At 38.2% G+C, this 12,811-nt stretch carries 10 protein-coding genes; all 10 read right to left on the minus strand.

Features of this window, described 5'->3' with window-relative positions:
- Positions 1–9: 9 nt before the first annotated feature.
- The 10 genes from MTZ49_RS07475 to MTZ49_RS07520 all read right to left on the minus strand — a co-directional run bounded on the left by MTZ49_RS07475 (position 10) and on the right by MTZ49_RS07520 (position 12,809).
- On the minus strand, positions 10–1,227 hold the full coding sequence (locus tag MTZ49_RS07475; RefSeq protein WP_264747712.1) for an ABC transporter permease: 1,218 nt from the start codon (positions 1,225–1,227) through the stop codon (positions 10–12).
- Between the two features lie 75 nt (positions 1,228–1,302).
- Positions 1,303–2,559: a glycine betaine/L-proline ABC transporter ATP-binding protein ProV gene (gene proV, locus MTZ49_RS07480; RefSeq protein ID WP_264747713.1), complete on the minus strand. Its 1,257-nt coding sequence runs from the start codon at positions 2,557–2,559 to the stop codon at positions 1,303–1,305.
- Positions 2,560–3,092: 533 nt separating this feature from the next.
- The gene (locus tag MTZ49_RS07485) at positions 3,093–3,608 is read right to left on the minus strand and encodes a type 1 glutamine amidotransferase domain-containing protein (RefSeq protein ID WP_264747714.1); all 516 of its coding nucleotides are present in this window, start codon (positions 3,606–3,608) and stop codon (positions 3,093–3,095) included.
- 276 nt (positions 3,609–3,884) lie between these two features.
- Positions 3,885–5,009 (minus strand): ABC transporter permease, encoded by a 1,125-nt coding sequence (locus MTZ49_RS07490; protein WP_264747715.1) that lies wholly within the window; start codon positions 5,007–5,009, stop codon positions 3,885–3,887.
- A 3-nt stretch (positions 5,010–5,012) separates the two neighbouring features.
- Positions 5,013–7,772 carry a ribosome-associated ATPase/putative transporter RbbA gene (rbbA, locus tag MTZ49_RS07495; RefSeq protein ID WP_264747716.1) on the minus strand — a complete coding sequence of 920 codons (2,760 nt, stop codon included), beginning with the start codon at positions 7,770–7,772 and terminating at the stop codon, positions 5,013–5,015.
- Positions 7,773–7,781: 9 nt separating this feature from the next.
- The gene (locus MTZ49_RS07500) at positions 7,782–8,867 is read right to left on the minus strand and encodes an HlyD family secretion protein (RefSeq protein WP_264747717.1); all 1,086 of its coding nucleotides are present in this window, start codon (positions 8,865–8,867) and stop codon (positions 7,782–7,784) included.
- Between the two features lie 210 nt (positions 8,868–9,077).
- The gene (locus MTZ49_RS07505) at positions 9,078–9,560 is read right to left on the minus strand and encodes a GNAT family N-acetyltransferase (RefSeq protein WP_264747718.1); all 483 of its coding nucleotides are present in this window, start codon (positions 9,558–9,560) and stop codon (positions 9,078–9,080) included.
- Between the two features lie 24 nt (positions 9,561–9,584).
- Entirely contained in the window at positions 9,585–10,319 is a 735-nt protein-coding gene (locus tag MTZ49_RS07510; RefSeq protein ID WP_264747719.1) for a class I SAM-dependent methyltransferase, read from the minus strand.
- 105 nt (positions 10,320–10,424) lie between these two features.
- Complete coding sequence (locus MTZ49_RS07515) at positions 10,425–11,939, minus strand: 4Fe-4S binding protein (protein ID WP_264747720.1); 1,515 nt, start codon at positions 11,937–11,939, stop codon at positions 10,425–10,427.
- An 18-nt stretch (positions 11,940–11,957) separates the two neighbouring features.
- Positions 11,958–12,809 carry an FTR1 family iron permease gene (locus tag MTZ49_RS07520; protein ID WP_264747721.1) on the minus strand — a complete coding sequence of 284 codons (852 nt, stop codon included), beginning with the start codon at positions 12,807–12,809 and terminating at the stop codon, positions 11,958–11,960.
- Positions 12,810–12,811: the final 2 nt, after the last annotated feature.

The following is a 12,811-nucleotide window of genomic DNA, read 5'->3' on the forward strand; positions in this document are numbered from 1 at the left end:
TTAATCCTCTTAAGCTTGTTGGTTACGGTTCATCAGGCGTATTACTATGCCTATGGGGCCAGTTTGCCACCAATGGCGTACATTACGTTGTTTATTACCAATGGCCTGAGTTACACGGTCGAGCATAATGGCAAGAATAACAATACCTAGACCACCAATAGTGGCTTTACCCATATTCATACTGCTCATGCCTTCGTAAACCATTTGTCCAAGACCCGCTACAGAAATCATTGAAGCCACTACTACCATAGACATAGCAAGCATCAATGATTGGTTAATACCTGCCATAATAGAAGGCAGTGCTAATGGAATTTGTATTTTAGAAAGTAGTTGCCAGCTTGATGCACCATAAGCTCTAGAAGCCTCTATTAAATCTGGACGAACATGGCGAATACCTAAGTTGGTCATACGAACTAATGGGGGGAGTGCAAAAATAATGGTGACAATAGTTCCTGGTACATTACCAATACCTACTAATGACGCAATGGGAACAAGATAAACAAACGAGGGGGTCGTTTGCATAGCATCTAGAATAGGCCGTATCACTCGTTGTAATTTATTGCTAGATGCAGTCAGAATCCCCAAAGGTAATCCAATAATTATACAAAACAATAAGGCGGTGAGGACCAGTGATAAAGTCAACATAGCTTGTTGCCAGATGCCTAATACCACCAAGCAGGCTAAAGAAATTAATGCACCAACTGCCATAGTACGGCCTGCTAGTTGCCATGACAATAACACTAAAATTGCTATCATTAAGGGGATAGGTGCATCTTGAAAAGCATTAGCAATAAAGACCAAAGTGTGGTCAATAGGAACGCGTATTATCTGAAAAAATGGACGCCATTCATCGGATAACCAACGCACGGCATGGTTGATACTTGACTCCACGGGGGAGTATAACGAGCCATCCCATAATTGGCTGATATGAAAGCCGGAAGATGTAGTATCTACTGTGGATGGATCTGTTGAGCTAAGCCAATCAGTCGAGCTATTGTCGCTACCTCCTGTATTTAGCCAAGCATCTGAGGATGAGGTATCTGTAGTTGTATCGCCATTATTCATTGTTCCCCAAGGGTCTGCTGTTGTGTCAGTACCCGTTGTAGCCTGTGTTGCTGTAGTATCATTGGATGAGCTGTCGCTCATAGCAGCCCAAGGATCATTGGCTTGGGTAGTATCCGTATTTTGTTGGGTTGTGATATTGTTTTCCGTATCGTTCTCATTCATCGTTTTTAAACCTTTATCTCTCAAATACACTTATTTACTGTGTATATGTCTTATACTTTATGAGTAACTGATCGATTAATTATGTTCAGTCGCCACTGTAGGTTGTTCTACAGGTGGTGCAGTAGTTGTTGTTTTATCTAGGAATCGTAATAACGTTGTTTTACTAATAGCGCCCATATAACGGCCGTTATCATCGACTACAGGGAGTGCGTGTGGAGCTTGAGCCAAACTACCATATAACTCACCAACAGGCTCTGCTACGTTGGCAGGTGTGATGGCGTCAGGTAAAAAAGCATTAGCAAGCCCACTACCAGTGAATGCTGTTTGCCCCTTTAAAACTTCTCGTAAGGAATCAGTAGAAACCATACCTAAATATTTACGGTTTGAACTTAACACTACACCATAGTCACGATCTTCATCTTCGAGAATCTGTAAAGCTGCTCGACAACCACGGTTAGGCGATTCAGCAATAATTTCTACTTGAGTTTTTCGAGCAATATCTCCTGCTTTAAATACAGCAGTTGCATCAACCCCTTGAATAAAGCGTTTTACATAATCATCTGCTGGTTCACGAAGTATTTCTTCTGGTGTACCTACTTGTATGACTTGACCATCTTTCATAATGGCAATACGATCACCTAACCGCATAGATTCATCTAAATCATGAGAGATAAAGATAATGGTACGGCGTTTAATTTGTTGTAAACGCAAAAGTTCAGTTTGCATTTCAGTACGAATAATAGGGTCGAGTGCAGAAAAGGCTTCATCCATTAGTAAGATAGAAGGGTCTGCCGCTAATGCACGGGCTAAACCAACACGTTGTTGCATACCGCCAGAAAGTTCATCAGGATATTTATCTCCCCAACCTGCTAAGCCAACTTGTTCTAATGCTTCATTTGCAGCTTTTAAACGGGCCTTTTTATCTACACCAGAAAACTCTAAACCGAGTGCTGCATTGTCTAACACTGTCATATGTGGCATAAGTGCGAAGGATTGAAATACCATGCTGATATCTTTACGGCGTAATTCACGCAAACGAGAGTCGCTGACAGTTACAATATCCTCACCGTCAATTAGAATACGACCTGAAGTTGGTTTGATGAGTCGGTTTAACATCCGAACTAGCGTTGATTTCCCCGAACCCGATAATCCCATAATGACAAAAATCTCACCTTTTACAATGCTAAAGCTAGCATCAAAGACACCAATAGATTGTCCTGTTTGTTCGAGAATTTGCTGTTTGGTTTTACCCTGTTTGACTAATTCCATAGCTTTCTTTGGCTCAGAGCCAAAGACTTTAAAAATGCGATCGAGCACAATTTGTTCAGACATATTATTGTGTTGCTCCCTTTATGCTAATTAATAGGAACACTCCTGAACACTGAAAAAGTTATTAATAATAATGTTAACCAATAAAAAGGTTATTCAGTGTAAGATGCAACACCATATTAAAATGGCTGAGCTGTATGAAAATGGTAAACTCCAACATCACATCAGGAGTGCCAACAATTTAAAAATTCTGTATCCCCCGGCTTCGCAATAGAAACCCCTAAGAGTGGTAATACAGACAAGGTTATAGGCGAGAGGACAATTATATTGTCACAAAACGAAGCATCCAATCTTCACATGAAGCTCTACACAGAAACCCTGAAGGCAAAGAAGTAAAAACAATAGTCACTTCTTTTTTCAATATAACGTAATCATTACAAGTATGTCAAACCATTGGCGCAGAACATGCGCCAAAAGTATAACAAAAAGGGTGATGATATTAACCTAACCTTTTACAGGGATAAGCGTAACCACAGAGGCTAATGGATAATTAAAAAATCCCCTTAAAACAGCTAAGAGGATTTTGTTAAATAAAGTTACTTATTTAGAATTCTGACGATTTCCCGATTGAAATCAGGTAAATCATCAGGAGTACGACTAGTGACAATAGTATCGTTATCAACCACTACTGATTCGTCATGAAAATCAGCCCCAGCATTTTTTAAATCAATCACCACAGGTTTCACAGTGGTCATTTTTTTACCTTTAACAATGCCTGCATTAATCATTAGTTGGGGACCATGACAAATTGCAAAAATAGGCTTATTAGTGCTAGCAAAATGTTTAGTAAAGTTTACGAAACGATCATCGCCACGTAATGAATCAGGTGAAAAACCACCAGGGATTAATAACGCATCAAAATCTTCTGGTTTAACATCATCAATAGATTTATCTATTGTTACTTTGGTATCGTGTTTGCCTGTAATGGTATTGCCCGCTTTTTTCTCAATAGTAGTAATTTTATGTCCAGCTGCTTTAATAGCTTCAGCAGGAGAGGTGAATTCTGAATCTTCAAATTCATTAGTAATTAATACGGCTACTTGCTTGCTCATTGTTACCTCCGAAAGAGTAAAATTAAACGGTATATTTACTATTTATTGAGCAATTAGTAGTTAGACACAATGCCACGAAGGTATAAACAACAAAAATCTACAAAATATATTGTTCATAGTAGTTTAGTTGTACCCTAAGGTATGGAGATATAAGACGTTAATTAACTCTTGTTGGACAAGGCAAGGTAATTACATGATGATATGTAAATGGATATTTAAAAACATGTAATTTTATTTCCAATAGGTATTAGTTAACATCAATTTTAATAAATTATATTAGGTCATTTGAGTAATGGTTTTTCTAAAACGAGTCAGTGCAAAAATAAAGAAACCTGTACCTAATGTAATTAGCCATAAAAATGGTTTCCAAACAGTTTCAAGACCTGCACCACGGTATAAAATGGCCTGGCCTAATTCTACAAAATGAGTGGTAGGAGCAATTAACATAATTGTCTGGATAAGCTCTGGCATACTCTCGCGAGGAGTGCTACCGCCTGATAACATTTGTAATGGTAATAAAATTAACATTAATAACATACCAAACTGTGCCATGCTACGAGCAACTGTTGCCAAGAAAATACCCATGGAAGTGGTAGCAAATAAATGCAGTGCAGCACCCCATAAAAATAACCATTTAGAGCCAGTAATAGGTACTTTTAATGCACCCTCTACAATAAGCAGTAATGAGCAAGCAGTAGCGATCAGCACCACTAACCCCATTGACCAAACTTTTGACGTCATGATTTCAAAAGGAGTAACAGGCATGGCAAGCAGATGTTCAATAGTACCATGCTCACGCTCCCTCATAAGGGCTGCACCTGTTAAAATAATCGATAGGGTAGTTACCATATTGATGATTTCTGTAACCGAGCTAAACCATGATTGCGTCAAGTTTGGATTAAAACTAGTATGTACTTCTAAATTAACAGGCAAAATATCGGAACTACGGTAACGTTTAACAAATTCATTCACTTCATCTATAACAATTTGTTGGATATAGCCATTACCTGTAAATGCTTGACTCATCCTTGTGGCATCGACATTAAGCTGAATACTCGGAGAATCTCCTTTTAGTACATCTCGTTGAAAGTTTGGCGGGATATTGAGGACAAAGGTATATTTATCTTCATCCATACCTGGGTCCATTTCGTTTAAAGAAATCTTAGCAGGTTTATTAAAGAGGGGCGGATAGAAAGCACCAATAATTTGTCTAGATAAGGGTGAATCATCCTCATCAACCACCGCTACTGAAGCTAAGTTTAAAGAGTCAGGCACAGCCGTAGCTGCTGTATAGATAGAGGCTGTAAAACAATACACAATTAGAATCAGCATTACAGGGTCACGGGCTAATCCCCATAATTCTTTGATACCTAGCCGATAAATGTTAGTAAACTTTTGCATAGATCAGCTTTCCTGTTTTTTCAGTAATAAAATACTAATGCCCAATAACACAGGAATCATGGCCAGTAGCATATTGATTGAACTATATAAATCTGAAAAAGTCAGTGCTTTATTAAATATTCCGCGTGTAATTAATAGCATGTAGGTAGTGGGAAAGTATTCACCAATAAGTCTTCCGCCACCTTGTAAAGAGGATACAGGGTTAATTACTCCAGCAAACTGAATAGCAGGTACTAAGGTTAAGATAACCGTTAAGAAAATAACGGCTACTTGGCTACGGGTAATAGTTGAAGCAAGCAAGCCATAACTAGTGGCTACTATACAATATAGGAATATAGCAAAACAGAGGGTTAAGAAACTGCCTTTAATGGGAACATCAAAGATGGTTAAAGCCATAATGACCAATAGGAAGAAACTCAACATGGAAAGCAGAATATAAGGTATTTGCTTACCAATTAAAAACTCTACTCGTGACATAGGTGTTACATAAAGATTAAGAATGGAGCCTAACTCTTTTTCACGTACTACTGACAGTGCTGCAACCATTGCTGGTAACATTAATAATAGAATAGGAATTACCGCAGGAACCATAGCAGGTAAACTTTTAACATCAGGGTTATAGCGATAACGTGTTTCTATACTGGCATTACTCGTGGTATCGTAACCTTGTCTTTCTTTAGCTTGTTCTGCCAGCCAGCCTAAATGCAGTCCTTGCACATAACCGCGAATAGTTTCTGCACGCATTGGCATAGCACCATCAATCCATACCCCAACTTCTGCTTGGTCACCACGTTCAATTTTTTTGGCAAAGTTAGGCGGAATTTCTATCGCAAGGGTAATATCGCCCCTGCGCATTCGTTGATCCATCTCTTGATGGCTAGTGAGTGCTGGTTGTTCTATAAAATAACGAGAACCTGCAATATTTAATGTATAGTTTTGGCTTAAGCCTGTTTGATCTTGGTCAAGTACAGCAAATCTAAGATTTTCTACATCCATGGTAATACCATAACCCATTACTAGCATGAGTATGGCTGCGCCTAGTAAAGCTAAGGTCGCTCTAATAGGGTCACGTCTTAGTTCCAGTGATTCGCGCCACATACACCCAATAAGGCGGTTTAAACTAAACACACTAGGGCGCGTATGATTACTATTTGTTTGTTGAGTAATAGGGGGGGGAGTTGCAGTGGCTGTTTCTACTTCTGTTGCTGAAGTGCCAGCACCTGCATCCAATAGATATTCTATAAAAGCTTGCTCAAGTGTTTCGGCATGACGTTTTTCCATCAACTTAGCAGGGGTATCACTATCTAACACTTTACCCGCATGCATTAGTGACATGCGGTCACATCGTTCTGCTTCGTTCATAAAGTGAGTAGTAATAAAGATGGTTACATTATCTTTGCGAGATAGTTCTACCAGTAAATGCCAAAAATTATCACGAGCAATTGGATCTACACCTGAGGTAGGCTCATCAAGAATAAGAATATCTGGATCATGAATAACTGCAACTGCTAACGATAAACGTTGCCGTACACCGAGTGGAATATTGTCAGGTAAGCTATCTGCTACATTCTCTAGACCAAACCTTTGCAACATTTCATTGACGCGGTTTGGTATGTTTTCTTCAGCAACGCCAAATAAACGAGCATGTAACACAAGATTCTGTTCAACAGTGAGTTCGCTGTATAACGAAAATGCTTGTGACATGTAGCCTAAACGTTTACGGGTGTTAAGGTCATGGGCATCAATTTCTTTACCAAATAGCCATGCCTGTCCTTCAGTGGCAGGCAATAACCCAGTTAGCATTTTCATGGTGGTGGATTTGCCACAACCATTGGAGCCTAGGAAACCGAATATTTCTCCTTGAGCTATTCTAAAATCAACATGGTCTACGGCTACAAACTTGCCAAACCGTTGGGTAAGCCCTTTTGCTTCAATGGCAATCGGGGTGTTTTCATCAATTTGTAAAGGTGGAATAACAACGGGTTTATAGCCTTGTTTTTTTTCTTCTGGCATTAATTTAATAAACGCAGCTTCTAATGAATCTTGCTGAGTTTGTTGTAAAATTTCAGTGGGTGTGCCAGTGGCTAATATTTTACCTGCATCCATTGCCACTAACCAATCAAAGCGTTGAGCCTCATCCATATAAGCAGTGGCTACAATAACGCTCATTTGTGGACGTTGTTTACGGATATTATTAATCATATCCCAGAATTGAGCGCGAGATAGGGGGTCAACCCCTGTGGTTGGTTCATCTAAAATAAGTAAATCTGGATCATGGATTAAGGCTGAGCATAGCCCTAGCTTTTGTTTCATACCACCAGAGAGTTTGCCAGCAGGCCTATCTAGGAAAGGGTAGAGTCCCGTACTTTTGGTAAGTTCATCAATTCGACGACGACGCTCTTTAGCGTTGTGGCCAAATAAACGTGCAAAGAACTGTAAATTTTCTTCAACTGATAAAGTAGGGTATAAGTTTTTACCAAGTCCTTGTGGCATATAAGCAATACGTGAGCAAACTTGGGTACGATGTTCTTTGCTGCGCATATCGCCAGCTAGTGCTTCAACAGTACCTTGTTGAATAACATGAGCACCAGAAATTAAAGATAGTAGACTTGATTTACCCACACCATCTGGGCCAATTAGCCCTACCATACATTGAGCAGGTACATCTAAACTGACATTATCTAATGCTAATGTTTTACCATAATGTAGTGAAACATTTGCTACATGTACGACAATCTGTGAAAAATCAATAGGGTTGGCCATGTTAAGCCCCTAATCTTTTTTACACATAGGTACTAAATTAGATAATTCAGCAGGCCATGCGGCTTGTTTATCTAATTTTAACCAAGCGACTCCTGGTACTCCTGTTTTAATTTGTTCTAAATAACAGTTTAAAAGTTCTGGTTTAATTTGGGCTTTAACGCGAAACATTAGTTTTTGACGTTCACTCTGTGTTTCCACAGTTTTAGGTGTAAATTGAGCCACACTTGCTACATAGGAAACATAAGCAGGTATTGCCATATCTGGAAATACGTCTAACACCATTCTAACTTCATCACCTAATCTAACTTTACCTGCTACTGTTTCTGGTAAAAAGAAAGTAAGGTAAACATCATTTAAATCTACTACATTGAGCACTTTACCACCAGCGCCTAAAACTTCGCCTACTTGAGATATTTTATATTGCACACGACCATGTGCTGTAGCGATTAAAGTACTGTCATTAATATCTGCTTGAATACGATCAATGGTGGCTTGGGAGGCTTTTGTTGCATAGCTGGCGCTAGTAACATTGGCCTCCGCAGCTTGAATAGCCGCTTCTGCTACGGCCACTTGTGCTTCTGCGGCAGTTAATGCAGCTTTTGCACTATTAACAGAGGCTAGGTCATCATCATATATTTGGGCTGATACAGCACCACTACGATGCAAAGGTGCAGATCGTTTTAGTCGTCTATTAGCTAAATCAAGATCACTTTTACGTTGTAGAACAACAGCTTCGGTAGCAGCTTTATCACTCATTTTTAAGGCAAGTTGTGCTTTAGCATTTACTTCATTACTAATTGCTTGTTGTAATTGCGCCCTAGCTTCATTAAGTTGTTGCTCAAGCACATCAGTTTGCATAATAACTAGAGGTTGACTCTTTTCAACAAAATCGCCTTCTTTAACCAGTATTTTTTCGATGCGTGCTGCAAGTTTGGTTGATACATTAATTTCTGTAGCTTCTATGCGACCATTACCATTGACAAAACCTTCACCAAAGTCTTTAGTTTTTAGCTGTGACCACACTAGATAACCTATGATTAAAACTACTGCAATAATTATGATTATTAATGTTGGTTTTTTCATTTCAGTTTTCATGGTACAGAGTCTCTATCTATAGAAGATGTTCAACTAATAGTACTAAGTAAAAAGCTGCAATTGTGATTACGCTTTGTCACTCAAACATACGTTAGTGTATTTATAGTTATTTGACAGGTTCTAACACAGAAAGTCAATGACTATTGTAGTTATAAACAGCATTAGTCAATAGTTATCATATAAAATATCTAACAATTGTTTGGTATAAGCTTAATCACTAAATATTAAGAAATGTTGACCATTAAAGGTAAATTTAGCTTTTTCAGTGAGCCCTAATTTGTGATGAGCACGAATGGAATCTAAATTATCTTCTGCTATAAAAAGTAGTGGCCGAAAATTAGGTAATAATTGTTGTAACTTTTGATACATTAATTGGGTAATGCCTTGACCACGAAATTCTTCATCAATACAAATAGGGCCATAAAGGTAATTGTTGGCTGTAATAGGGTGAACAGCCAACATTGCTTGAAGAATAGGCGGTAAGTCTTTTTGCGGAAGGGAGGCAAATACTACCCCTATAACCTTAGAATCATGGCAAGCAATAATGACAGTAAGTGCTTCTTCAACCATAGCCGTTACTTTCTTTAATGGGAAATTACCAAATAGTCCGCCATTGTTATCCTGCTCATATTTTTGTAGTAGCTTGGCTATATTTGGAATGTCAGTGGCTTCAGCCGTTTTAATGGTTAACATAATAGAATACTCCTAATAAAGAGATTAGATTTTTTTAGCAGCAATTAATAAAAACATAGGTCTACGTAATTCATCACTGTATTCAGGGTATTTCTCTAATAATCTTGGATCAGGCTGAGGCTCAACTAATTTGGTTAATTGAAAGCCGTTTTCTAATAAGGTATTAATATAGGTGGTTAAGGTTTTATGGTATTTGGTTACTTGTTCACCAAGAAAGTTAGCTTGCCGAATACCTTCTGCAAAGTAGTTATCTACAGGCCAATAAAGGGGCTTTTGTTGTTGATCATAAATCCACTCTTGTTTGCCTTGAGCAGTAAACACAGGATGTTCAACTGAAAAAATAAAATCACCACCCTTGGTTAAACAGTTTCTAACCTTATCGCAAATTTCAGCAAAAGATTGAATATAGTGGAAAGCCAGTGAACTGATAACGACATCAAAACTATCTTTAGCAAAATGAATATCTTCAATGGCAGTTTGTTGATAACTTACATTAGGATAAGCATTCTTCTTGTTAGCTTCTGCTAACATTTTTGCTGAAATATCTGTACCTATCACTAATTTAGCACCTTGTTCTGCTGCATATTGACAATGCCAGCCGAAACCACAGCCTAAATCTAATACGCTTTTATTTTGTAGGTTAGGGAATATTTGTTTAAAAATATACCATTCCCCAGCGCCTGCTAAACCATCAATAGAGCGAGCCATTTGACTATATTGCTCAAAAAATGATGGATCATCATATTTGTTTTGCTTCATAGTGTTTGCTTCTATGCTTTTTAAATAAGGATAGAGGGTATATTAAATACAATAGACTTAGTAAAACAATAGGACAATTAGCGTATTACTAATCGTCCTATTATTTTAGTGTAAGGAGGTTTGTTTTGAAGAATGATTTTTAGTTAATAATCTTGCTATAACGAATTTTATTACAATAAATAAAATAATAAATATGGCAATTTGTGTGGCTAATTGAATAGTGGATGATTTAATGAGGCGTGCGTCACTCCAACCCCAGAACATCAAATACCAGTTATAAAGCACAAAAGCACAAATACTACTAAAACATATTAATACAGCTAAACGTTTTAAGCCAAAAACTTGTTGTTTATTCAGTACTTTCCAAGCTAATACTAAACTCCAAACTAAGGCACCAACTAATAATAGTAAACGTACATCTTGTACCCATGTAATAGCAAAACCATTTTGTCTAACTAATTTAACGGTGGTTGCGGTTAAACCAAGAAAAAGGCCAACACCACCAATAGGGATTAATGCTAAACAAATATGGGTATAGAAGGTTTTTCCTTTATTAGCAATTTTGCTAGCAAGGTGCATAATTAAACTAAATGCTGTACCCAGTACAATGCCATGACCAACAATATAAGCAACTACACAAAAACCATCAACCCAATTGAAAGCATCATTATTTTCTGGGTAATGAGTAAATAGCCACCAAGGTGTATTTTGATTAAGTGGCCAGAAGATGTCATGCATGACTAACCATTCAGCAATAGTTTGTTTAGCATAAATAAACCAAGGACTTACTGTCCAAGTAAAAGCTCCAATGGCTAAACCAAGAATTCCGAACAGTAATAAACGAATTAACCAAGGGTTTGCTTCTTCTTGTCCATAATCTACTACTTCTTCGTTGACGGAGCGTACTGATAGCCTTACTGCATCTCGTTGTCCACTACAACGACCACAAGCATGGCAAGCAGAAGCACCATGCATTCTACGAATATCTATTAAAGGTGCACAGTTAGGTACAGGTAGATGAGGCTCTGGGTTTTCTTGCCAACGTTTTTCATCTACTTTAAAGTGAACAGGTGCTAATCTGGCTAATAAAGAAAACACCCCACTAACAGGGCAAAGGTATCTACACCACACACGTTTATTACGGCCATATAAAAGACCTATACCAACTGCAGCTACAGTAGAGCCACCTAAAATAAGTAACGCAGGTTTAGCATAGTCATAAACACTAATCATTTGGCCATAGAGGGTGGTTAAAGCAAAAGCGATAGCAGGCCAGCCATTCCATTTAAGCCAATTAGGAACACCCTTATTTTTACCGTGTTTACTAGCCCATTCAGCTAATGCACCTTCTGGACAAAAAATACCGCACCATGCTCTTCCAAACAGTACCATAGAAACCAGTACAAAGGGCCACCAAATTCCCCAGAATACAAACTGAGCAAATAACGAGATATTATTCAATGCCCTTGCTTTATCAGGTGGTAGTGACAGAAAAGCAGGGATAATTAATAGCACTAAATAGAAGAGAATAATAAACCATTGAATACCACGAATAACCCCTCCATAACGGCGCATTAGGTCACCAAGTTTTGAAAGGGGTGTAACAGGTAAACTACTCATAACATCTGTCCTGCAAAATTAGTGCTTAATACGGTTATTACATTGTGTCCATATAATAGCAATAATCCAGTAAAGAGGAATAAGAATTATACCTAATAACATAGGTTGTGCGCGATAACCCGTTATACTAGCAATAAAACTACCCGTAGTTGTGGTATCTGATAAGATAAAAGAACTATCCCATACAGGATCAAATAATGTATAACTCCATTCAGGCGCATCAGCATTGGCAAGCATATCAATAATTAGCCCACTCGATTTATCTAAGGCCGACATTAATAAAGCGCCACCTAATAGTAATAAAATAATGGCACTGATATTAAAAAATACACGCCATGAGATAATATGGCTAGAAAGCTGCAATAACATAAAAGTTGCATAGCCTAGAATTGCACCTGCAACACTTCCCAGTGTTAATAGCCAGAAGGCTGTACCTTGTGCAGCAGCAAAACTGCTGTAAAGGAAAATAACAATTTCAGAACCTTCACGGGCAACGGCTAACATAGCAAGTAATAAGATACCAAACCCACCACGTTGAGCAAAACTTTGGGCTGCTTCTGCTTCTAAATTCTTTTTCATAGCACGGCCATTTTTCTGCATCCAAATAACCATTTGGAAAATCAAAATACTAGCTACGGCCATCATAATAACTTGGAACCAATCGCCACCTGTACCAGAAAACCATTCGCCTGCTACAGTAAAACCAACAGCCAATGCACAGGCAAACAATATCCCTAGTCCGGTACCTATCCAGAGCATTTTTTTAGTGTGACCAGCATTTACTTGGTGATTAATCCAAGCGTATAAGATTCCTATTACTAATAATGCTTCAACACTTTCTCGCCATACAATAAACAGAGCTTGCCACATTT

The sequence above is a fragment of the Entomomonas sp. E2T0 genome, from assembly GCF_025985425.1.
GTDB lineage: Bacteria > Pseudomonadota > Gammaproteobacteria > Pseudomonadales > Pseudomonadaceae > Entomomonas.

Excerpts from the sequence above, each read along its gene's own strand:
- MTZ49_RS07475 (WP_264747712.1), bottom strand. The coding sequence starts at position 1,227 with ATGAATGAGAACGATACGGAAAACAATATCACAACCCAACAAAATACG.
- proV (WP_264747713.1), bottom strand. The coding sequence starts at position 2,559 with ATGTCTGAACAAATTGTGCTCGATCGCATTTTTAAAGTCTTTGGCTCT.
- MTZ49_RS07485 (WP_264747714.1), bottom strand. The coding sequence starts at position 3,608 with ATGAGCAAGCAAGTAGCCGTATTAATTACTAATGAATTTGAAGATTCA.
- MTZ49_RS07490 (WP_264747715.1), bottom strand. The coding sequence starts at position 5,009 with ATGCAAAAGTTTACTAACATTTATCGGCTAGGTATCAAAGAATTATGG.
- rbbA (WP_264747716.1), bottom strand. The coding sequence starts at position 7,772 with ATGGCCAACCCTATTGATTTTTCACAGATTGTCGTACATGTAGCAAAT.
- MTZ49_RS07500 (WP_264747717.1), bottom strand. The coding sequence starts at position 8,867 with ATGAAAACTGAAATGAAAAAACCAACATTAATAATCATAATTATTGCA.
- MTZ49_RS07505 (WP_264747718.1), bottom strand. The coding sequence starts at position 9,560 with ATGTTAACCATTAAAACGGCTGAAGCCACTGACATTCCAAATATAGCC.
- MTZ49_RS07510 (WP_264747719.1), bottom strand. The coding sequence starts at position 10,319 with ATGAAGCAAAACAAATATGATGATCCATCATTTTTTGAGCAATATAGT.
- MTZ49_RS07515 (WP_264747720.1), bottom strand. The coding sequence starts at position 11,939 with ATGAGTAGTTTACCTGTTACACCCCTTTCAAAACTTGGTGACCTAATG.
- MTZ49_RS07520 (WP_264747721.1), bottom strand. The coding sequence starts at position 12,809 with ATGTGGCAAGCTCTGTTTATTGTATGGCGAGAAAGTGTTGAAGCATTA.